The 21594-nt window shown below is 64.1% G+C and carries 22 protein-coding genes; 20 read left to right on the top strand and 2 right to left on the bottom strand.

What is annotated here, in order from left to right; all coding sequences use genetic code 11:
• The first annotated feature begins 1 nt into the window (after window position 1).
• The 9 genes from HU752_RS24605 to HU752_RS24565 all read left to right on the top strand — a co-directional run bounded on the left by HU752_RS24605 (window position 2) and on the right by HU752_RS24565 (window position 7669).
• On the top strand, window positions 2-2215 hold the full coding sequence (locus tag HU752_RS24605) for a DNA internalization-related competence protein ComEC/Rec2 (RefSeq protein ID WP_186681549.1): 2214 nt from the start codon (window positions 2-4) through the stop codon (window positions 2213-2215).
• Window positions 2216-2507: 292 nt separating this feature from the next.
• On the top strand, window positions 2508-3143 hold the full coding sequence (locus HU752_RS24600; protein ID WP_186681547.1) for a MotA/TolQ/ExbB proton channel family protein: 636 nt from the start codon (window positions 2508-2510) through the stop codon (window positions 3141-3143).
• Window positions 3140-3568, top strand: coding sequence for an ExbD/TolR family protein (locus HU752_RS24595; protein ID WP_017905779.1), 429 nt, complete (start codon window positions 3140-3142; stop codon window positions 3566-3568). The genes HU752_RS24600 and HU752_RS24595 overlap by 4 nt, the downstream gene beginning before the upstream one ends.
• Window positions 3568-4578, top strand: coding sequence for a tetraacyldisaccharide 4'-kinase (lpxK, locus tag HU752_RS24590; RefSeq protein ID WP_186681545.1), 1011 nt, complete (start codon window positions 3568-3570; stop codon window positions 4576-4578). Before HU752_RS24595 ends, lpxK begins: the two co-directional genes overlap by 1 nt.
• A 25-nt stretch (window positions 4579-4603) precedes the next feature.
• Window positions 4604-4789: a Trm112 family protein gene (locus HU752_RS24585; protein WP_017905777.1), complete on the top strand. Its 186-nt coding sequence runs from the start codon at window positions 4604-4606 to the stop codon at window positions 4787-4789.
• Complete coding sequence (gene kdsB, locus HU752_RS24580) at window positions 4786-5550, top strand: 3-deoxy-manno-octulosonate cytidylyltransferase (protein ID WP_186681543.1); 765 nt, start codon at window positions 4786-4788, stop codon at window positions 5548-5550. The genes HU752_RS24585 and kdsB overlap by 4 nt, the downstream gene beginning before the upstream one ends.
• The gene (locus tag HU752_RS24575) at window positions 5550-6014 is read left to right on the top strand and encodes a low molecular weight protein-tyrosine-phosphatase (protein WP_186681541.1); all 465 of its coding nucleotides are present in this window, start codon (window positions 5550-5552) and stop codon (window positions 6012-6014) included. The genes kdsB and HU752_RS24575 overlap by 1 nt, the downstream gene beginning before the upstream one ends.
• Window positions 6011-7030, top strand: a complete 1020-nt coding sequence (murB, locus tag HU752_RS24570; RefSeq protein ID WP_186681539.1) for a UDP-N-acetylmuramate dehydrogenase — start codon at window positions 6011-6013, stop codon at window positions 7028-7030. Before HU752_RS24575 ends, murB begins: the two co-directional genes overlap by 4 nt.
• Before the next feature lie 36 nt (window positions 7031-7066).
• Window positions 7067-7669: a nucleotidyltransferase family protein gene (locus HU752_RS24565; protein WP_186681537.1), complete on the top strand. Its 603-nt coding sequence runs from the start codon at window positions 7067-7069 to the stop codon at window positions 7667-7669.
• Between the two features lie 193 nt (window positions 7670-7862).
• On the opposite strand, the gene rne is transcribed toward HU752_RS24565, so the two are convergent.
• Complete coding sequence (gene rne, locus HU752_RS24560) at window positions 7863-11216, bottom strand: ribonuclease E (protein ID WP_186681535.1); 3354 nt, start codon at window positions 11214-11216, stop codon at window positions 7863-7865.
• Between the two features lie 720 nt (window positions 11217-11936).
• Here rne and rluC point away from each other — a divergent pair.
• Genes rluC through HU752_RS24545 form a run of 3 tightly spaced genes read left to right on the top strand, consistent with a single transcriptional unit; the run spans window position 11937 to window position 14552 of the window.
• Complete coding sequence (rluC, locus tag HU752_RS24555) at window positions 11937-12893, top strand: 23S rRNA pseudouridine(955/2504/2580) synthase RluC (RefSeq protein ID WP_186681533.1); 957 nt, start codon at window positions 11937-11939, stop codon at window positions 12891-12893.
• Entirely contained in the window at window positions 12883-13545 is a 663-nt protein-coding gene (locus HU752_RS24550) for an HAD-IA family hydrolase (RefSeq protein WP_186681531.1), read from the top strand. The genes rluC and HU752_RS24550 overlap by 11 nt, the downstream gene beginning before the upstream one ends.
• 20 nt (window positions 13546-13565) lie before the next feature.
• Window positions 13566-14552 (top strand): S49 family peptidase, encoded by a 987-nt coding sequence (locus tag HU752_RS24545; protein WP_186681529.1) that lies wholly within the window; start codon window positions 13566-13568, stop codon window positions 14550-14552.
• A 184-nt stretch (window positions 14553-14736) separates the two neighbouring features.
• Here HU752_RS24545 and HU752_RS24540 read toward each other — a convergent pair whose 3' ends face one another.
• Window positions 14737-15315: a Maf family protein gene (locus HU752_RS24540; RefSeq protein ID WP_186681527.1), complete on the bottom strand. Its 579-nt coding sequence runs from the start codon at window positions 15313-15315 to the stop codon at window positions 14737-14739.
• 105 nt (window positions 15316-15420) lie between these two features.
• Between HU752_RS24540 and HU752_RS24535 the strand changes: the two genes are divergently transcribed.
• From HU752_RS24535 to pabC, 8 genes are all read left to right on the top strand, one after another.
• Window positions 15421-15948: a YceD family protein gene (locus HU752_RS24535; RefSeq protein ID WP_017905764.1), complete on the top strand. Its 528-nt coding sequence runs from the start codon at window positions 15421-15423 to the stop codon at window positions 15946-15948.
• 13 nt (window positions 15949-15961) lie between these two features.
• Window positions 15962-16144, top strand: a complete 183-nt coding sequence (rpmF, locus tag HU752_RS24530) for a 50S ribosomal protein L32 (protein WP_009406838.1) — start codon at window positions 15962-15964, stop codon at window positions 16142-16144.
• Window positions 16145-16147: 3 nt separating this feature from the next.
• Entirely contained in the window at window positions 16148-17158 is a 1011-nt protein-coding gene (plsX, locus tag HU752_RS24525) for a phosphate acyltransferase PlsX (RefSeq protein ID WP_186681525.1), read from the top strand.
• A 137-nt stretch (window positions 17159-17295) separates the two neighbouring features.
• Complete coding sequence (fabD, locus tag HU752_RS24520; protein ID WP_186681523.1) at window positions 17296-18234, top strand: ACP S-malonyltransferase; 939 nt, start codon at window positions 17296-17298, stop codon at window positions 18232-18234.
• A 16-nt stretch (window positions 18235-18250) separates the two neighbouring features.
• On the top strand, window positions 18251-18991 hold the full coding sequence (gene fabG / locus HU752_RS24515) for a 3-oxoacyl-ACP reductase FabG (RefSeq protein ID WP_186681522.1): 741 nt from the start codon (window positions 18251-18253) through the stop codon (window positions 18989-18991).
• 197 nt (window positions 18992-19188) lie between these two features.
• A complete protein-coding gene (acpP, locus tag HU752_RS24510) occupies window positions 19189-19425 on the top strand; it encodes an acyl carrier protein (protein ID WP_017905760.1) in 237 nt (78 codons plus the stop codon).
• Between the two features lie 108 nt (window positions 19426-19533).
• Window positions 19534-20778 (top strand): beta-ketoacyl-ACP synthase II, encoded by a 1245-nt coding sequence (fabF, locus tag HU752_RS24505; RefSeq protein WP_026145451.1) that lies wholly within the window; start codon window positions 19534-19536, stop codon window positions 20776-20778.
• Complete coding sequence (gene pabC, locus HU752_RS24500; RefSeq protein WP_186681520.1) at window positions 20778-21593, top strand: aminodeoxychorismate lyase; 816 nt, start codon at window positions 20778-20780, stop codon at window positions 21591-21593. Before fabF ends, pabC begins: the two co-directional genes overlap by 1 nt.
• Window position 21594 lies beyond the last annotated feature (1 nt).

The following is a 21594-nucleotide window of genomic DNA, read 5'->3' as shown; positions in this document are numbered from 1 at the left end:
GATGCGCACAGGGATGTTGGCGCTGGCGGCGGGCCTGCTGTGCCTGCGCGCTCTGCCGCAGTTGCCGCCGCTGGGTTGGTTGCCGTTGCTGGCGCTGGCCGGCCTGGTGTTGTTGGCGTTTCGCCGTTATGCCGTCGCGCTGTTCCTGCTCGGTTTCAGCTGGGCCTGCCTGCAGGCTCACTGGGCCCTGGCGGATCGCCTGGCGCCGGAGCTGGATGGCCAGACGCTGTGGCTGGAGGGGCAGGTGGTGGGGCTGCCGGAGAACGGTGGTGCGGTGCAGCGCTTCCTGCTGGAAGAGGTGACCTCGCGTCGCGCCGTGCTGCCCCGGCGGATGCGTCTGGCCTGGTACGCCGGCCCGGTGGTCAGCAGCGGCGAGCGCTGGCGGCTGGCGGTCAAGCTCAAGTCGCCGAGTGGCCTGCTCAATCCCCATGGTTTCGACCGTGAAGCCTGGCTGCTCGCCCAGCGAATCGGCGCTACCGGCACCATCAAGGATGGTCAACGATTGGCTGCGGCTGCGGGGTCCTGGCGTGATGGCATTCGCCAACGCATGCTCCAGGTCGATGCCCGGGGACAATCGGCTACCCTGGTGGCGCTGGTGCTGGGCGATGGCTCGGGCTTGTCGACCGAGACCTGGCAGCTCCTGCAGGACACTGGCACCGTGCATTTGCTGGTGATTTCCGGGCAGCATATCGGGCTGTTCGCCGCGCTGGTGTATGCCCTGGTGGCAGGGGCGGCGCGTTATGGCCTATGGCCGCGACGCCTGCCCTGGGTGCCCTGGGCCTGTGCCCTGGCCTTCGCCGCGGCCCTGGGGTACGGCTTGCTGGCGGGGTTCGGCATTCCGGTGCAGCGCGCCTGCGCGATGATCGGCCTGGTGCTGCTCTGGCGCCTGCGCTATCGCCATCTCGGCGTAGGCTGGCCTTTGCTGCTGGCGCTCGATCTGGTCCTGGTGGTCGAACCCCTGGCCAGCCTGCGGCCGGGGTTCTGGCTGTCCTTTGCCGCCGTGACGGTGCTGATTTTCTGTTTCGCCGGACGATTGGGGGCCTGGAGCCCCTGGCAAACCTGGACCCGCGCGCAATGGACCATCGCCCTCGGCCTGGTGCCGTTGCTGCTGGCGCTCGGCTTGCCCATCAGCCTCAGCGGGCCGTGGGTCAACCTGGTCGCGGTGCCCTGGATCAGCCTGGCCGTGTTGCCGTTGGCCCTGCTCGGCACCCTGGCCTTGCCGCTGCCCTGGATCGGCGAATCATTATTGTGGCTGGCCGGTGGCCTGCTGGAGATCCTTTTCCAGGGGCTGGACCTGGTAGCGACGCAGCTGCCGGCGTGGTTGCCCGACACCCTGCCACCCTGGGCCTGGGGACTCGGCAGCCTCGGTATCCTGCTGTTGTTGCTGCCGGCCGGGGTACCCCTGCGGCCGTTGGGCTGGCCCTTGGCGGCGCTGGTCGTGTTATCGCCGCCGTCCCGCGTGCCCGAGGGGCACGCCGAGGTCTGGCAGCTGGACGTCGGGCAGGGCCTGGCGATCCTGGTTCGTACCCGCCATCACAGCCTGCTGTATGACGCCGGGCCGCGTTTCGGCGAGTTCGACCTAGGCCAGAGGGTGGTCCTGCCATCGCTGCGCAAGCTGGGCGTGCGCCAGTTGGACCTGATGCTGCTCAGCCATGCCGATGCCGATCATGCCGGTGGAGCCCTGGCGATCCGCGATGGCTTGCCGGTGAGCCGGGTGATCAGTGGTGATGCCCGTGGGCTACCCAAACGGTTGCGCGCCGGAGACTGCTCCAGCGGCGAGCGCTGGCAGTGGGACGGGGTGAGCTTCGAACTCTGGCAATGGCCTGCGGCGCAGGACAGCAACCAGCGCTCCTGCGTGCTGCAGGTCGAGGCCCGGGGGGAGCGGCTGTTGCTGACCGGGGACATCGACACCCGGGCCGAGCAGGCCTTTCTCGAGAGTCTATTGGCCGTTGGCACCGACTGGCTGCAGGCCCCCCACCATGGCAGCCGCAGCTCCTCGTCGATGAGCTTTCTCCAGCGCCTGGCGCCGCGGGCCGTGCTGATCTCGCGCGGCCGTGGCAACAGCTTCGGGCATCCGCATCCCCAGGTGATGGCGCGTTACCAGGCGCTGGGCATGGCGGTGCACGACAGTGCCGAGCAGGGCGCCGTACGCCTGTTGCTCGGGGCTTTTGGCGGTGCGCAGTCACAGCGCGAGCAAAGACGCTTCTGGCGTTGATTCGGCCCCTTGTGGCGAGCGGGCTTGCCCGCGCTGGGCCGCATGGCGGCCCCACATCCGCAAGACGCGGTGTATTTGAACGCAAGAGGAACCAGGTTTCACGACTGCTTCGCAGCCGAGCACGGGCAAGCCCGCTCGCCACTTCATCGTGCACATACAAAAACTGAAGTGCCGTGCTGGCAGGATTCAAATAGCCCAGGGTTATTAAACCGCACCGTCATGCGACATCACGTTCTTCGGCACGGCCAACCCCTATGTTAGAGTGGCGCACTTTTTCGAGGGGACTGTCACTGTGTGGGAATTGGTCAAATCCGGCGGCTGGATGATGTTGCCGATCATTCTGAGTTCCATCGCGGCCGTGGGTATCATTGCCGAGCGCCTGTGGACCCTGCGCGCCAGCCGCGTGACCCCGGAGCATCTGCTGGGACAGGTCTGGGTGTGGATTCGCGACAAGCAGCTGGACAAGGAAAAACTCAAGCAACTGCGCGCCGACTCGCCGCTGGGTGAGATTCTCGCTGCGGGCCTGGCGAACTCCAAGCACGGTCGCGAGATCATGAAGGAGTGCATCGAGGAAGCCGCCGCCCGGGTGATCCATGAACTGGAGCGCTACATCAACGCCCTCGGTACCATCGCCGCCATGTCGCCGCTGCTCGGCCTGCTCGGGACGGTGCTGGGCATGATCGACATCTTCAGCTCGTTCATGGGGGCGGGCATGACCACCAACGCGGCGGTCCTCGCCGGCGGTATTTCCAAGGCGCTGATCACTACCGCCTCGGGCCTGATCGTCGGTATTCCCGCCGTGTTCTTCCACCGCTTCCTGCAGCGCCGGATCGATGAGCTGGTGGTTGGCATGGAGCAGCAGGCGATCAAGCTGGTCGAAGTGGTACAGGGCGACCGTGACGTGGAAATGCCCGAGGGCAAAGCGTGAAATTCCGCCGCAAGCCTCGGGAAACCATCGATATCAACCTCGCGTCGCTGATCGACGTGGTCTTCGTCCTGCTGCTGTTTTTCGTGGTCACCACCACGTTCACCCGTGAAACCCAGCTGCGGGTCGACCTGCCGCAGGCCGTCAGTGGCTCGCCGGCCGAAGACCAGTTGGTCAAGCAGCTGGACATCGCCATCAGCGCCGATGGGGTGTTCTCGGTGAACAACCAGATCCTGCCGAAGAATGACCTGGCGACCCTGATGGAAGCGCTGCAGAAGGAGTCCAACGGTGACACCAACATGCCGCTGTCGATCAGTGCCGACGGCAAGACCCAGCACCAGGCCGTGATCACCGCCATGGACGCGGCCGGCAAGCTCGGCTTCAGCCACTTGCGCATGACCACCGTCGAGGCGGCGCCGGCCCCCTGATGGCACTCTCGGACCGCTTGTTGCGCGCCTGGTACGACGGCCACCCGGCCCTGGCCCTGCTGCGCCCGCTGGAATGGCTGTACCGCCGCGTGGTGGCGGGCAAGCGTGCTCGTTTCGTGGCCGGTGAAGGTGACATCTACCAGCCGCCGGTGCCCTTGATCGTGGTGGGCAACATCACCGTGGGCGGCACGGGCAAGACCCCGATGATTCTCTGGCTGGTCGAGCATTGCCGGCGCCGGGGCCTGCGTGTCGGCGTGGTCAGCCGCGGCTACGGCGCCAAGCCGCCAAGCCTGCCGTGGCGGGTGCGTGCCGACCAGGAGGCCGCAGTGGCCGGCGATGAGCCGTTGCTGATCGTCCAGCGCAATGCCGTGCCGCTGATGATCGACCCGGACCGCAGTCGCGCGGTCCGCGCCCTGTTGGCCGAGGAAAAGCTCGACCTGATCCTCTCCGATGACGGCATGCAGCATTACCGCCTGGCCCGTGACCTGGAGCTGGTGCTGATCGACGCCGCCCGCGGCCTGGGCAATGGCCGGTGCCTGCCTGCCGGGCCCCTGCGCGAGCCGCTGGAGCGCCTGCAGAGTGTCGACGCGCTGATGTACAACGGTGCCCACGCCGACCGCGACGGCGGTTTCGCCTTTCGCCTGCAGCCGACCGCACTGGTCAACCTGCGCAGTGGCGAGCGCAGGCCGCTCGACCATTTCCCGGCCGGGCAGGCACTGCATGCGGTGGCCGGTATCGGCAACCCGCAACGTTTCTTCAATACCCTCGAAACGCTACACTGGCAGCCTGTGCCCCACGCCTTTGCCGACCATGCCGAATACAGCGCGCAGGCCTTGAGTTTCACGCCGTCGCTGCCGTTGGTCATGACCGAGAAGGACGCGGTGAAATGCCGGGCGTTCGCCCCTGACGACTGGTGGTACCTGGCGGTCGATGCGCTGCCTTCCGAGGCATTCGTCGCCTGGTTCGACACGCAACTGCTGCGCCTGCTGCCTGATCGTCTCTTGCCCTAAACCCTTTTTATCCAGGGAACTCCTCATGGACACCAAACTGCTCGATATCCTCGCTTGCCCGATCTGCAAGGGGCCGCTCAAGCTCAGCGCCGACAAGACCGAGCTGATCAGCAAGGGCGCCGGCCTGGCTTTCCCGATCCGCGATGGCATTCCGGTCATGCTGGAAAGCGAGGCGCGTACCCTGAGCGCCGATGAGCGCCTGGACAAATGAGTACCCCGTTCATCGTCGTGATCCCGGCGCGGTTTTCCTCCACGCGCCTGCCGGCCAAGCCGCTGCAACTGATCGCCGGCAAGCCGATGATCCAGCACACCTGGGAACAGGCGTGCAAAAGCAGCGCGCAACGGGTGGTGGTGGCCACTGACGATCCGCGGATCGTCGAAGCCTGCCAGGCCTTTGGGGCTGAAGTGCTGCTGACCCGTGAAGACCACGAGTCCGGCACCGACCGCCTGGCCGAAGTCGCCAGTCTGCTGGGGCTGGAGTCGGAAGCGATCGTGGTCAACGTCCAGGGTGACGAGCCCTTGATCCCGCCGGTGGTGATCGACCAGGTCGCAGCCAACCTGGCGGCGCACACCGAGGCACGCATGGCCACCCTGGCCGAGCCGATCGAAGAGGTCGACGCGCTGTTCAACCCGAACGTGGTCAAGGTCGTCAGCGACGTCAACGGCCTGGCCCTGACCTTCAGCCGGGCCACCTTGCCCTGGGCCCGCGATGATTTCGCCCAGGATCGCGAGCACCTGCCGCAAGGCGTGCCGTTCCGTCGGCATATCGGCATCTATGCCTACCGTGCCGGCTTCCTGCATGACTTCGTCAGCTGGGGCCCGTGCTGGCTGGAGACCACCGAGCGCCTGGAGCAGTTGCGGGCCCTGTGGCATGGCGTGCGAATCCATGTGGCTGACGCCCTGGAGGCACCACCCACCGGTGTCGACACGCCGCAAGACCTAGAACGCGTTCGCCGTTTGCTGGAGGCCTGATGCGGGTCCTGTTTGTCTGCCTGGGCAATATCTGCCGTTCGCCCACGGCTGAAGGCGTATTGCGTCACAAGTTGCGCGAGGCCGGCCTGGCCGAGCTGATCGAGGTCGACTCGGCCGGGACCGGCGCCTGGCATGTCGGCAAGGCGCCGGACAGCCGCAGCCAGCGCGCGGCGCGGTTGCGTGGCTATGACCTGTCGGCGCAGCGCGCCCGGCAGGTCAGTAGCGCGGACTTCAATCGTTTCGACCTCATCCTGGCCATGGACCAGAGCAACCTGCGCAACCTCAAGTTGCTGCAGCCGGCCCAGGGCAAGGCTGAGCTGGACCTGTTCCTGCGCCGTTACGACAGTGCGGTGGACGAGGTGCCGGATCCTTATTACGACGAAGAACACGGCTTCGAGCAGGTGCTGGACCTGATCGAACAGGCCAGCGATCGCCTGGTCGATGAACTCCGGGGGCGCCTATGAGTCTGCAACTGCAAGCCGATGTGTCCCTCAAGCCCTACAACAGCTTCGGCGTCGATGTCCGCGCGCAGTGGTTCGCCGAGGCCCATGGCGATGAGGACGTGCGCGAAGCCCTGGCGTTCGCGGCCGCGCGACAACTGCCACTGCTGGTGATCGGCGGGGGCAGCAACCTGCTGCTGACCGGCGATATCCAGGCACTGGTGTTGCGCATGGGCAGCCGTGGCATTCGCCTGCTCAGCGATGACGGCCAGCGCGTGGTCATCGAGGCGGAGGCGGGCGAGCCCTGGCATCCGTTCGTGCTGTCGACCCTGGCCGAAGGCTGGTTCGGCCTGGAAAACCTCAGCCTGATCCCCGGGACAGTGGGCGCCGCACCGATGCAGAACATCGGAGCCTACGGTGTCGAGATCAAGGACGTGTTCGCCGGCCTCACCGCCCTCGACCGGCAGACCGGCGCGCTGCGTGACTTCTCCCTGGAAGAGTGCCAGTTCGGTTATCGCGACAGCCTGTTCAAGCATGCCCAGGGGCGCTGGTTGATCCTGCGGGTGCGCTTTGCCTTGAGCCGCGCCCAGCAGTTGCACCTGGACTACGGTCCGGTCGCCGAGCGTCTGAAGCAACTGGGCGTCAGCGAACCGGGGGCGAGCGATGTCAGCCGGGCCATCTGCAGCATTCGCAGCGAGAAGCTGCCGGATCCGGCGGTGCTCGGCAATGCCGGTAGCTTCTTCAAGAACCCGCTGGTCTCGGCCGCTCACGCCGCCGAGCTGAAGCAGGCCCATCCCGGCCTGGTCGGTTATCCACAGGCCGACGGGCAGGTGAAGCTGGCGGCGGGGTGGTTGATCGAGACGGCGGGCTGGAAAGGCTTCCGGGACGGCGATGCCGGCGTGCACCGCCTGCAGTCGCTGGTACTGGTCAACCATGGCGCGGCGACCGGTGGGCAACTGCTCGCCCTGGCCCGGCGAATCCAGGCCGATATCGCCGAGCGTTTCTCGGTCGAGCTGGAAATGGAACCGAATCTCTACTGACTGATTGCGCCCAAAAGTAACTGGAGGCTGTGTTCAGTGACTGAAGCCATTACCGCGATCATCCTGGCGGCCGGGCGCGGCAGTCGTTTTCGACAGGCGGCCGGAGCTGACCAGGACAAGTTGCTGGCCCTGTGCCGGGGACGGGACGGGGTGGAGCGTCCTGTGCTGGAGCAGGTGCTATGCAGCCTGCCTGAGCGCTTGGGGCAGCGGGTGCTGGTGACCACGGCGGATCGACCCGAGGTGATTCGCCTTGGGCGTGCCCAGGGTTGCCAGGTGTTGTTGCTGCCCTCCACGGGCATGGGCGACAGCATTGCCGCCGGGGTCAATGCTGCGGCAGGCGCCGCAGGCTGGTTGATGGTGTTGGGTGATATGCCGTTCATCCTGCCAGGGACCTTCGAACAGGTGCTGGCGCGAATGACCGGGGAGCGCATCTGCGTACCGGTGATGGCTGGCGAGTATGGCCATCCCGTGGGCTTTGGCCGCGAGTTCGGTGCGGGCTTGAGGGCGTTGTCCGGCGATCGCGGGGCCAAGGCGCTGTTTGCCGACGGGCGGGTCGATCCGGTACCGGTGGAGGATCGGGGGATTCTCTGGGATGTCGACTTGCCGGCAGCCCTGGTGTTTGATCCTGAAGAGGGGTAATGGTTTTTGCTGGCCTCTTCGCGGGCAAGCCCTGCACCTACAGGATCGGGTGAAAGATACTCGGTTCTAGGAGCAGGGCTTGCCCGCGAAAGCGTCCTGCGAAACAACGCGACTCTGAAGGGATGAAAAAGGAAGACATGAAAAAAGCCCCGCCTGCATCACTGCAGGCGGGGCTTTTTCATGGCCGTTGGAATCAGGCGTGAGGCTTGTGCTCTTCGGCTGTTTCCAGGGCTTTTGGCGCGTGCTCGATCACTTCTTCGACAGCCGGCGAGTTTTCCTCGGCCGCCGCTTCGGAGTGAACGACAGGTGCCGCAGGCGCCTGTTCAGCCTCAGCGACCGCAGGGGCCGGTTCGGCAACCACGGCGGCTTCTTCGGCAGGAGCGGCAGCGGCGGCAGCCAGTTCGGCAGCCTTGCGCGCTTCTTCTTCACGCTTGCGACGACGCACTTCACGCGGGTCGTTCGGTGCACGACCATTGCTGGTCAGGACCACCGCAGGCGCTTCCACCGCTACCGGGGCGACGTCCTCGGCGACCACGGGTGCGGCTTCGACAACCGGAGCCGGCTCGGGCTGGGCGACTACCACAGGCTCTACCGGAGCCGGTTCAGCGACCACAGGCTCGGCAGCAGGCGCTTCGACAGCAGCCGGTTCAGCCGCCCACTGGAAGGTGGCCTGGATTTCCTGGGCAGGCTCTGCAGCCTTCTCGACGACAGGTGCTTCAACTGCCGGTGCTTCAACCGGGGTCGCTTCGACAGCCGGTGCCTCGACCGCTGGCGCTTCAACAACTGGCGTTTCAGCCGCTGGCGTCTCGACAGCCGGCTCAGGTGCCACGAACACTGGCAACTGCTCGGCAGTGGCTTGCACCGGTGCTTCGGCGGCTGGCTCGGCTTCACGAACCGGGGCCACTTCCACTTCCGCAGCAACGGTTGCTTCAACCGCAGTGGTCGCCTCAACGACAGGTGCTTCAGGCGCTGGCGTTTCCAGGGTGGTCGCGGTGGCGCGTTCGGCCTGCTGATGCGCTTCGGCTTCGGCGGTGGCGCTGATTGCGCTGCTGGCAACGGCGGCGGTCACGGCCAGGCCGGCGGCCAGTTCGTCACCGGTGGCTTCGTTCTGCTGGCCTTCGCCGGCTTCTTCCGAGCCTTCGATCACGTTGCCGTTGGCATCGCGCTGGCGCTCACGACGGTTGCTGCGGCGACGCTGGCCACGGGAACGACGGCGTGGACGCTCGCCACCTTCGGCGTTGTCCTGGCCATCTTCCGACAGGTGCTCTTCGCCCTGCAGGACTTCTTCCTCGCTGGCTGCGGCAGCCTGTTCGGCACGTGGCTGGCGCTCTTCACGCGGTGGGCGTGGTTGGCGCTCCTCACGCGGTGCACGGGCTGGGCGTTCCTCGGCGACTGCGGCGGCAGCAGCAGCGGCGGTAGCGGCTACGGCACCAACGGCCGGGGAGGCGTCCAGTGGCTCGCGCAGCTCGCGGACACGCTCTTCACGCTCGCCACGGGGCTTGCGGTCTTCACGTGGCGCACGCGGTGCGCGCTCTTCGCGTGGTGGGCGCGGTGCACGTTCCTCACGGGCAACTGGCGCGTCGTCACGGGCTTCACGCAGTTCGCGTGGCGCACGTTCCTCGCGTGGAGCACGCTCTTCGCGCGGCTCGCGTGGTGCGCGTTCCTCGCGCGGGGCACGTTCTTCACGTGGCTTGCGGTCGTCGTCGCGGCGGCCATTGCGGCTGCGGCTCTGCTGACGGCCGTTGCGACGTTCTTCGTTGCGGGCCGGACGCTCGGCGACAGGCTTCTCGACCACGACAGGCGCGGCCGGTTCTTCCTTGCCGGCGAACAGGCTGACCAGCGATTTCACCAGACCCTTGAACAGGCTTGGTTCGGCGACAGGGGCTGGCGCTGGGGCCGGGGCGGCGGCAACCGGGGCGGCCACTTCGGTCGGAACCGGTGCGTTGGCGCGGGCCGGTGCGGTCTTGACCGCGGCTTCCTGGCGAACCAGGGTGCGGGTAGCGGCAGCTGGCTGGGCTTCTTCCGCTTCGGCGGCGGCAGCAGCGATTTCGTAGCTGGACTGGTTGTTGGTGGCGTCCGGGTTGTCGTCACGCAGGCGCTGCACTTCGAAGTGCGGCGTCTCGAGGTGATCGTTCGGCAGGATCACGATGCGGGCGCGGGTGCGCAGTTCGATCTTGGTGATCGAGTTGCGTTTTTCGTTGAGCAGGAACGCGGCAACCGGGATCGGCACCTGGGCACGGACTTCGGCGGTGCGGTCCTTCAGCGCTTCTTCCTCGATCAGGCGCAGGATCGCCAGGGACAGCGACTCGACGTCACGGATGATGCCGGTGCCGCTGCAGCGTGGGCAGACGATGCCGCTGCTCTCGCCCAGGGATGGGCGCAGGCGCTGGCGGGACATCTCCAGCAGGCCGAAGCGCGAGATGCGGCCGACCTGGACGCGGGCGCGGTCGGCTTCCAGGCATTCGCGGACCTTTTCTTCCACGGCGCGCTGGTTCTTGGCCGGAGTCATGTCGATGAAGTCGATCACGATCAGGCCGCCGATGTCGCGCAGGCGCAGTTGACGGGCGATTTCTTCAGCGGCTTCCAGGTTGGTCTGCAGCGCGGTCTCTTCGATGTCGCTGCCCTTGGTGGCGCGCGCCGAGTTGATGTCGATGGACACCAGGGCCTCGGTCGGGTCGATCACGATGGAACCGCCGGACGGCAGTTCGACGACGCGCTGGAAGGCGGTCTCGATCTGGCTTTCGATCTGGAAGCGGTTGAACAGCGGGACGCTGTCTTCGTACAGCTTGATCTTGCTGGCGTACTGCGGCATCACCTGGCGAATGAAGGTCAGGGCTTCGTCCTGGGCCTCGACGCTGTCGATCAGCACTTCGCCGATGTCCTGGCGCAGGTAGTCGCGGATCGCACGGATGATCACGTTGCTTTCCTGGTAGATCAGGAAAGGTGCGGAACGGTCCTGGGAGGCTTCCTTGATCGCGGTCCACAGTTGCAGCAGGTAGTCGAGGTCCCACTGCATCTCTTCGCTGCTGCGGCCCAGGCCGGCGGTGCGGACGATCAGGCCCATGTCGGCCGGGGCGACCAGGCCGTTCAGCGCTTCACGCAGTTCGTTGCGCTCTTCGCCTTCGATGCGACGGGAGATACCGCCGGCACGCGGGTTGTTCGGCATCAGCACCAGGTAGCGACCGGCGAGGCTGATGAAGGTGGTCAGGGCGGCGCCCTTGTTGCCACGTTCTTCCTTCTCGACCTGGACGATGACTTCCTGGCCTTCGCTCAGGACTTCCTTGATGTTGACGCGGCCTTCAGGCGCTTTCTTGAAGTATTCGCGGGAGATTTCCTTGAGAGGCAGGAAGCCGTGGCGCTCGGAGCCGAAGTCGACGAAGGCGGCCTCAAGGCTCGGCTCGATACGGGTGATTCGGCCTTTATAGATGTTGGCCTTTTTCTGTTCGCGCGCACCGGATTCGATGTCCAGGTCGTAGAGGCGTTGGCCGTCTACCAGCGCAACACGCAACTCTTCGGGTTGAGTTGCGTTAATCAGCATTCTTTTCATGTAGTACCGTCGGTTTCCGGGCTGCCGGAAACGGCGTTCGGCACACACGACTTCTCACGGTCGGTGTCAGGTGCGTCATGGAGTGGCGGGCCATTCCAGTGTCTAGCGAGATTTCGGCCTACTAATACTAGTGGCGAAGTCGCGACCGACGCTTCCTGCTTGCTGTGGTGGCATAAGCCCCGCTTTAAGCAAAACTGAGTCAGGAGGAGGAATCAACCGTGGGTGTGGACGATATGAAGCGTCTTGAACAAGCCTAATGCTACACAGTCCGACGGTTGTGCATCTCCACCCTACACGTATCCCTGATAATTCGGGTGCTGCCGCTCGCAGAATCCGCAGCGGGTTGCATTTACCGTGAACGCCGAAAGGGCAGTTCACGCATCATGGCTAATTTAGGCGTTGTTTCCGAAGCCTTCGCCGAGGTGGGTCCTGCGACTGACCGCACTTTGTGAACTGTCCGTGAATATCGGCTCGGGAGACGAGTGGTTACTCAGTTTCCCGGCTCGCTTCAGGCCTCATGTCACCTGCGCTTGTTACAATCGCGAACCTGCCAAATGTAGCGAAAGCCCCGTAGGACGGCCTCGCGTCCTGATGAATTGCGTGGGTCAGGGTCGGCTGTTTGCCGTTGTTCCGCTGCCCGGCCGCTTTTGGCGGCGTTCGCGACTATAGCAGCAATGATTAAGTGCTTCAATTCCATAAAAAATTGTTATCATCCGCGACATGACGACGACTACCCCCCCGACCTCAGGCGTTCAACTGCTCGAGGTCTCGCCGGAATATGCCGGCCAACGCATCGACAATTTTCTCCTGGCCCGGCTCAAAGGCGTGCCCAAGACCTTGATCTACCGCATCTTGCGCAAAGGCGAAGTGCGGGTGAACAAGGGGCGGATCAAGCCCGAATACAAGCTGCAGGCCGGCGATATCGTTCGTGTGCCTCCCGTGCGCGTTCCCGAGCGCGACGAGCCCGTGCCGGTGGCCCAGGGCCTGTTGCAGCGCCTGGAAGAGTCGATCGTGTACGAGGACAAGGCGCTGATCGTGATCAACAAGCCGGCCGGCATCGCCGTGCATGGTGGCAGCGGCCTGAACTTCGGCGTGATCGAGGCCTTTCGCCAGTTGCGCCCGGACGCCAAGGAGCTGGAGCTGGTACACCGGCTGGACCGCGACACCTCCGGGCTGCTGATGATCGCCAAGAAGCGCAGCATGCTGCGTCATCTGCACGAGGCGCTGCGCGGTGATGGTGTCGACAAGCGCTACATGGCGCTGGTGCGTGGCCACTGGGCGACCTCGGTCAAGCAGGTGCGGGCACCGTTGCTCAAGAGCAACCTGCGCTCCGGCGAGCGCATGGTCGAAGTCAACGACGAGGGCAAGGACGCGTTGACGGTGTTCAAGGTCCTGCGTCGCTTCAATGACTTTGCCACCATGATCGAAGCCAAGCCGGTGACCGGCCGTACCCACCAGATTCGTGTGCATACCCTGCATGCCGGGCACTGTATCGCTGGCGACAGCAAGTACGGGGATGACGACTTTACCCGGGAAATCCGCGAGCTGGGCGGCAAGCGCCTGTTCCTGCATGCCTACATGTTGACGGTGCCGCTGCCCGATGGCGGCGAGCTGAAGCTGCAGGCGCCGGTGGATGAAATGTGGGCCAAGACCGTGGAGCGCTTGAGTGCGGGCTGATTACAAACTGCTGATTTTCGATTGGGACGGCACCCTGGCCGATTCCATTGGTCGGATCGTCGAGGCGATGGGCATGGCGGCCGAGCGGGCTGGTTTCCCGCTGCGCGACGAGCGGGCGGTCAAGGGCATCATTGGCCTGGGATTGCCTGAGGCGATTCGCACCCTCTATCCAGATATTTCCGACGAAGGGTTGGTGGTCTTTCGCCAGCACTACGCTGACAGCTATATCTCCCTGGAAGCGGTGCCTTCGCCGTTGTTCCCCGGGGTGGTCGAATCCATGGCGGCCTTTCGCGAGGCGGGCTATCAGCTGGCCGTGGCGACCGGCAAGGCGCGTCGGGGGCTCGATCGGGTATTGAAGGCCCATGGTTGGCTGGACTACTTCGATGTCACCCGGGCGGCCGACGAAACCGCGAGCAAGCCACATCCACTGATGCTGGAAGAGATTCTCGCCCATTGCGGCGTGCCGGCCTCGCAGGCGCTGATGGTCGGCGATTCGGCTTTCGACCTGCAGATGGCGCGCAATGCTGGCATGGACAGTGTGGCGGTCGGTTATGGCGCCTTGCCCCTGGATGAGTTGCAGGTGTTCGAACCGCGCCTGGCGATCGACAGTTTTCCGCAGTTGCATGCCTGGTTGAATCGCCAGGTCTATTGATCTTGTTCGGATGAGCGCGCATGGCTGATGAATGGAATGCACCGCCCAAGGCGAATGCCGATGGCGAAGACAAAAGCTGGAAGTTGCTGGAGCGCACGCTGCAGGCAGGAATCATCGAGCAACGTCGCGCGCGGCGTTGGGGGATCTTCTTCAAACTGCTGACCTTTTTCTACCTGATCGGCGCGTTGGTGATGTTCTCGCCGCTGATGGATGCGGAAAAGAGTGTCAGCCGGGGTGCCCACTACACCGCCTTGATCGAGGTGCGTGGGGTGATCGCGGACAAGGAGTCGGCCAGTGCCGACAATATCGTCGGCAGTCTGCGCACGGCCTTCGAGGACCCCAAGGTCAAGGGCATCATCCTGCGCATCAACAGTCCGGGCGGCAGTCCGGTGCAGTCGGGTTACGTCTATGACGAGATCCGCCGCCTGCGCGGCCTGCATCCGGACACCAAGGTCTATGCGGTGATCTCCGACCTGGGCGCGTCGGGTGCCTACTACATTGCCAGTGCGGCCGATGAGATCTATGCCGACAAGGCCAGCCTGGTCGGTTCCATCGGTGTGACGGCGGCAGGCTACGGCTTCGTCGGTGCCATGGAGAAGCTGGGTGTGGAACGCCGTGCCTACTCTTCGGGTGAGCACAAGTCGTTCCTCGATCCGTTCCAGCCACAGAAGGCGGATGAGACCCGTTTCTGGCAGGGCGTTCTCGACACCACTCACAACCAGTTCATTGCCAGCGTCAAGAAGGGCCGCGGTGATCGTCTCAAGGACAAGGAACATCCCGAGTTGTTCTCCGGTCTGGTCTGGTCCGGCGAGCAGGCATTGCCGCTGGGGTTGATCGATGGCCTGGGCAGTGCCAGTTCGGTGGCGCGGGACGTGATCGGCGAGAAGAAACTGGTGGACTTCACTGTCCAGGAATCGCCGTTCGATCGATTCTCGAAAAAACTGGGTGCCAGCATGGCCGAGCAACTGGCCATGTGGATGGGCTTCCAGGGGCCGACCCTGCGTTGACCCGGCTGGCAGGCTGATCTCCGTGGTGAGCGGGCTTGCCCGCGCTGGGGTGCAAAGCACCCCTGGAACCTGCTATCGCGATTTGCCAGGCAAGCCGAGTCGAGCGGTTTGCGGCTGCCTTGCAGCCGAGCGCGGGCAAGCCCGCTCGCCACAGACCGGTGGTGGGACCGGAGTGGCGGTTGACTCAGGGGATCTCGACGCCTTCGGCCAGCAGCATGTCCACCAGTCGGATGAGTGGCAAGCCGACCAGGCTGGTGGCATCCGTCCCTTCTGTGCTTTGAAACAGGCTCACGCCCAGGCCCTCGGCCTTGAAGCTGCCGGCGCAGTCGTAGGGTTGTTCGGCGCGCAGATAGCGCTCGATGCGCTGTTCATCGAGTTCGCGCATGTGCACCGTGAAGGCCACGCAATCCACCTGGCAATGGCCGGTCTGGCTGTTGAGCAGCGCCAGGCCGGTGAGGAAGCTGACGCTGGTGCCGCTGGCGGCGAGCAGTTGCTCGCGGGCTTTCTCGAAGCCGTGGGGTTTGCCCAGGATGCGCCCGCCCAAGACCGCGACCTGGTCCGAGCCGATGATCAGGTGCCCTGGATGGCGAGTGGCCAGGGCGCGGGCCTTTTCTTCGGCGAGGCGTCGCACCAGGGCTTCGGCTGACTCGCCTGGGCGCTGGCTTTCGTCGATATCGGGCGAGCTGCACGTGAAGGGCAGGCGCAGGCGATCGAGCAATTCCCGGCGGTAGACCGAGCTTGAGGCAAGTAACAACGGCAGCATGCGCTTCTCCTGAAGGTGGCCGGCGATTCTATCCACAGGCGAAGCCGACGGACAGGGCTGAATTTCCTTTGACATGGGCGGGTGCATCCCTATAATGCTGCGCCTATGTTGAATGACCCGATTCCACCTCACGTTGACCCGCGCAAATTGGCTGATCGCGGCACCACCCTCCAGGGTGAGCTGCTGCTGGCCGATTTGGAGAGACTCTGCGACCCGCTTTCCGACACAGTCGGTACGGTGCAGGCCAAATTCGTTTTTGAACGAGATGAACGTAAGTCTGTGGTTATCCACAGCTTTATTGACACCGAAGTCAAGATGGTTTGCCAGCGTTGTCTTGAGCTGGTCACCCTGCCGATTCACAGCGAATGCAGTTATGCTGTGGTGAAGGAGGGTGCGAATACCCAGTCGTTACCGAAAGGTTATGACGTGCTGGAACTGGGCGAAGATCCTTTGGATCTGCAGGCATTGATCGAGGAAGAGCTTCTGCTCGCCTTGCCCATTGTGCCTGCTCATCATCCGGAAGAATGCCAGCAGCCGGCGGGGCTCGACGAGCCCGAACCAGCCGAGGACGAGGTAACGCGGTCCAACCCGTTCAGTGTATTGGCGCAGTTAAAGCGTGACCCAAACGTTTAGGAGTTAATCAATTATGGCTGTTCAGCAGAACAAAAAATCCCGCTCTGCCCGTGACATGCGTCGTTCGCACGATGCCCTCGAGGCCAACGCTCTGTCCGTGGAAAAGACCACCGGTGAAGTTCACCTGCGTCACCACGTTTCGCCAGAAGGCGTATACCGTGGTCGTAAAGTGATCGACAAGGGCGCTGACGAGTAAATCTTGTCCGCTCAGATCATCGCGATCGACGCAATGGGCGGGGACTTCGGTCCCCGCAACATTGTCCAGGCCAGTGTTGCCTGCCTTTCCGCTAAACCCTCGCTGCACCTGACCCTCGTCGGTCAACCCTCCCTTCTGGAAGAATTGATTGCTGGCTACCCGGCGGTTGATCGTGCGCGCCTGACGGTTTTTCCGGCGAGCGAAGCCATCACCATGGATGAACGTCCGTCCCAGGCCCTGCGGGGCAAGCCGGACTCGTCGATGCGCGTGGCCTTGCAACTGCTGCACGATGACCGTGTCCAGGCGGTGGTCAGTGCCGGCAATACCGGCGCGTTGATGGCCTTGTCGCGGCATGTGCTCAAGACCCTGCCGGGGATCGATCGGCCGGCGATGGTCGCGGCGATCCCGACCCAGCGTGGCTACTGCCAGTTGCTCGACCTGGGGGCGAATGTCGATTGCACCGCCGAGCACCTGTTCCAGTTCGCCGTGATGGGCTCGGTGGCAGCCGAGGCCCTGGGGGTGATGCGGCCGCGGGTGGCGTTGCTCAATGTCGGTACCGAGGACATCAAGGGCAACCAGCAGGTCAAGCTGGCGGCCGGTCTGCTGCAGCAGGCGCGAGGCTTGAACTACATCGGGTTCATCGAGGGCGACGGCTTGTATCGCGGCGAGGCCGACGTGGTAGTCTGCGACGGTTTTGTCGGCAACATCCTGCTCAAATCCAGCGAAGGGCTGGCGACCATGATCGCTGCGCGGGTCGAGGCGCTGTTTCGGCACAACCTGGCTTCGCGGCTGGTGGGAGCCCTGGCCTTGCCGTTGCTCAGCCGCCTGCGTGCCGACCTGGCGCCGGCGCGACACAATGGGGCGAGTTTTCTCGGCCTGCAGGGGATCGTGGTCAAGAGCCACGGTTCGGCCGGCGTGCAGGGCTTGCAGAGTGCAATCCAGCGGGCGCTGATCGAGATCCGGGAAAACCTTCCCGAGCGCCTGCATGGGCGTCTGGAGGACCTGTTGCTTTAGGCGTTTTGCCCGGCAGGCGCTTACAATGTGACCGCCCGGTTCAATGGGCCATCCAACTGACAGTTTATTGCGTTCCGTTCGTTATGTGCTGACGGGGCGCCAACTCTTCGACGATAAGATCATTAGGGGCTCGTTTCATGTCTACCTCCCTCGCATTCGTCTTTCCAGGGCAGGGCTCGCAGTCCCTCGGCATGCTGGCCGAGCTGGGCGCACAGTACCCGCTGATCCTGGAAACCTTCGCCGAGGCCTCTCAGGCCCTGGGCTATGACCTCTGGGCGCTGACCCAGCAAGGTCCGGAAGAACTGCTCAACCAGACCGACAAGACCCAGCCGGCGATTCTCACCGCCTCGGTTGCCCTGTGGCGCCTGTGGCTGGCCGAAGGTGGCCAGCGTCCTGCCTATGTCGCCGGTCACAGCCTGGGCGAATACAGCGCGCTGGTTGCCGCTGGCAGCCTGAGCCTGGCTGACGCCGTTCGCCTGGTCGAGCGTCGTGGCCAACTGATGCAAGAGGCCGTACCGGCCGGCCAGGGCGCCATGGCGGCGATCCTCGGCCTGGACGACGCGGTCGTCGTTGCGGCCTGTGCCGACTCCGCCCAGGGCGAAGTGGTCAGCGCGGTCAACTTCAACTCGCCGGGCCAGGTGGTGATCGCCGGTGCCAAGGCCGCCGTCGAGCGTGCCATGGAAGCCTGCAAGGCCAAGGGTGCCAAGCGCGCCCTGCCGCTGCCGGTGAGCGTGCCGTCGCACTGCGAACTGATGCGTCCGGCTGCCGAGCGTTTCGCCGAAGCCGTTGCCGCCATCGACTGGCAGGCGCCGCAGATCCCGCTGGTACAAAACGTCAGCGCCAGCGTTGCCGCCGACCTCGACAGCCTCAAGCGCGACCTGCTGGAGCAACTGTACAAGCCGGTCCGCTGGGTCGAGTGCGTGCAATACCTGGCAGCCCAGGGCGCGACCGAACTGGTCGAGTGCGGTCCTGGCAAGGTCCTGGCCGGCCTGAACAAGCGTTGCGCCGATGGCGTCAACACGTCCAACCTGAATACCCCGGATGCCTTCGCCGCCACGCGCGCGGCGCAGGCCTGAATTAGGAGAAGCCTGCATGAGTCTGCAAGGTAAAGTTGCACTGGTTACCGGCGCCAGCCGTGGTATCGGCCAAGCCATCGCCCTCGAGCTGGGCCGCATGGGCGCCGTGGTGATCGGCACCGCGACATCCGCCTCGGGTGCCGAGCGCATTGCCGCGACCCTCAAGGAGCACGGTATCCAGGGCACTGGCCTGGAACTCAACGTGACCAGCGACGAGTCGGTTGCTGCCGTACTGGCCAGCATCACCGAGCAGTTCGGTGCCCCTGCCGTACTGGTCAACAACGCCGGTATCACCCGCGACAACCTGATGATGCGCATGAAGGACGATGAGTGGTACGACGTGGTCGATACCAACCTCAACAGCCTGTATCGCCTGTCCAAGGGCGTTCTGCGCGGCATGACCAAGACGCGCTGGGGCCGAATTATCAATATCGGCTCGGTAGTGGGTGCCATGGGCAACGCAGGCCAAGTAAACTATGCGGCAGCCAAGGCAGGCCTCGAAGGTTTCAGTCGCGCACTCGCGCGTGAGGTCGGCTCGCGGTCGATTACGGTAAACTCGGTGGCGCCAGGCTTCATCGACACCGACATGACCCGCGAACTGCCGGAAGCACAGCGTGAAGCCTTGCTGACGCAGATTCCGCTGGGCCGTCTGGGCCAGGCCCAGGAGATCGCGCAAGTGGTCGCTTTCCTGGCATCAGAGGGTGCGGCATACGTGACCGGAGCTACAATTCCGGTGAACGGCGGGATGTACATGTAATTCAAATGTGACGGATTGCTTCAAAAAAATGTCATACCAGCTGTCTAAAATCCGTTATAAAGCTGCAACTTATTGACGGGCAGAGGGACACGGCGGGGTGAAGGCGAAAGCTTTCGGTTGAAAAGCTGAAAAGCCTTTCTATACACTTACCCACCGGCCAGCTGCCTGAATTTTTCCATTAGGAGTGAAAACAAGGTATGAGCACCATCGAAGAACGCGTCAAGAAAATCGTTGCCGAGCAACTGGGTGTGAAGGAAGAAGAAGTCAAAAACGAATCTTCCTTCGTTGAAGACCTGGGTGCCGACTCCCTTGACACCGTTGAGCTGGTGATGGCTCTGGAAGAGGAATTCGAGACCGAAATCCCTGACGAAGAAGCTGAAAAAATCACCACCGTACAAGCTGCTATCGATTACATCAACGCCAACCAGGCGTAATAGTTTGTAATCGTTGCCTGCTGTCATGGAAAAACCGCACTGCCATCATGGCGTGCGGTTTTTTCTTTAGGTGTAGGCAAACTGGTCAACAGGAAAGAGGAGAGTGCTGTGTCGCGTAGACGCGTCGTAGTCACCGGTATGGGGATGTTGTCGCCATTGGGTACGGATGTTCCGAGTACCTGGCAGGGCATTCTGGCTGGCCGCAGTGGCATTGGTCTGATCGAACACACAGACCTTTCTGCCTATACCACCCGTTTTGGTGGCTCGGTAAAAGGCTTCAATGTCGAGGAATACTTGTCGGCCAAGGAAGCCCGCAAGCTCGACTTGTTCATTCAATACGGCCTGGCAGCCGGTTTTCAGGCAATCCGCGACGCGGGCCTGGAAGTCACCGACGCCAACCGTGAACGTATCGGCGTGGCCATGGGTTCGGGTATTGGCGGTCTGACCAATATCGAGGAAACCAGCCGCACCCTGCATGATTCCGGGCCCCGGCGCATTTCGCCGTTCTTCGTGCCTGGCTCGATCATCAACATGATTTCCGGCTTCCTGTCCATCCACCTGGGGGCACAGGGACCGAACTACGCCATCTCCACGGCGTGCACCACCGGTACCCATTGTATCGGCATGGCCGCGCGCAACATCGCCTACGGCGAAGCCGACGTGATGATCGCCGGCGGTGCGGAAATGGCCGCCTGCGGCCTGGGCATGGGCGGCTTTGGCGCCTCGCGCGCACTGTCGACCCGCAACGATGAGCCAACGCGTGCCAGCCGTCCGTGGGACAAGGGCCGCGACGGCTTCGTGCTGTCCGACGGTGCCGGCGCCCTGGTGCTCGAGGAGCTGGAACACGCCAAGGCGCGTGGTGCCACCATCTACGCCGAGCTGATCGGCTTCGGCATGAGCGGCGACGCCTACCACATGACCTCGCCACCCGCCGACGGTGCCGGTGCGGCGCGCTGCATCGCCAATGCCCTGCGCGATGCCGGGATCACTCCCGACCAGGTGCAGTACATCAACGCCCACGGTACTTCGACCCCGGCTGGCGACATTGCCGAAGTCGAGGCGATCAAGACCGTTTTCGGCGAGCACGCCCACAAGCTGGCGGTCAGCTCGACCAAGTCGATGACCGGTCACCTGTTGGGTGCCGCCGGCGCGATCGAGGCGATCTTCAGTGTCCTGGCGATCACTGACCAGGTGGCGCCGCCGACCATCAACCTCGACGAGCCGGACGAAGGCTGCGATCTCGACTTCGTGCCACACGAAGCGCGGCACATGCCGATCGACGTGGTGCTCTCCAACTCCTTCGGGTTTGGTGGCACCAACGGTTCGCTGGTGTTCCGCCGGTTCGCCGAGTGATGCAGAGCTGGGTCGACGGTCAGCCGGCTGATTCCCTGCCGCTCAAGGACCGTGGCCTGGCCTATGGCGACGGTTTGTTCGAGACCATCGCCGTCAAGGGCGGGCGCCCGGTGTTGCTCGAGCGGCACCTGCAGCGCCTGGCCGAAGGCTGTCGCCGGCTGGGCCTCGCTGCGAATCAGCCGTTGATTCGCAGCGAGTTGCTGGTCTATAGCGCCGCGATGGGCGAGGGCGTGCTCAAGCTGATCCTCACTCGTGGCGACAGCCTGCGTGGCTACGCGGCGGCGGCTGATGCGCAGCCGCGGCGTATCCTGCAAGGCAGTCCCTTGCCGAGTTATCCACCGGCCCTGCAGAACCTGGGTATCCGCCTTTTTCCTTGCACCACCCGTTTATCCGAACAGCCACTGCTGGCCGGTCTCAAGCACCTCAACCGGCTGGAGCAGGTCATCGCCCGCAATGAGTGGCACGATGGCGAGCATGCCGAAGGGTTGATGCTCGACGCCGCCGGGCGAGTCATCGAGGGTGTATTCAGTAACCTGTTTCTCGTCAGTGAGGGCGTGTTGCGTACCGCGGACCTGAGCCGTTGCGGCGTGGCCGGGGTGATGCGCGCCGAGTTGCTGGACCAGGCGCGCGCCTTGGGCGTGCCTGTGGATATCTCTGACATCAGCCTGGAGCAATTCCAGCAGGCTGACGAAGTCTTTCTCTGTAACAGCGTTTATGGTGTCTGGCCAGTTCGTGCATTTGCCGATCTGAGCTGGTCGGTGGGGCCGCTCACCCGTAAACTGCAAGGCATTGCCCGCGCGTTATTGGAAGTTTGAA

Source organism: Pseudomonas vanderleydeniana (assembly GCF_014268755.2).
GTDB classification, from domain to species: domain Bacteria; phylum Pseudomonadota; class Gammaproteobacteria; order Pseudomonadales; family Pseudomonadaceae; genus Aquipseudomonas; species Aquipseudomonas vanderleydeniana.
This window is presented reverse-complemented; position numbering and strand designations above follow the sequence as displayed.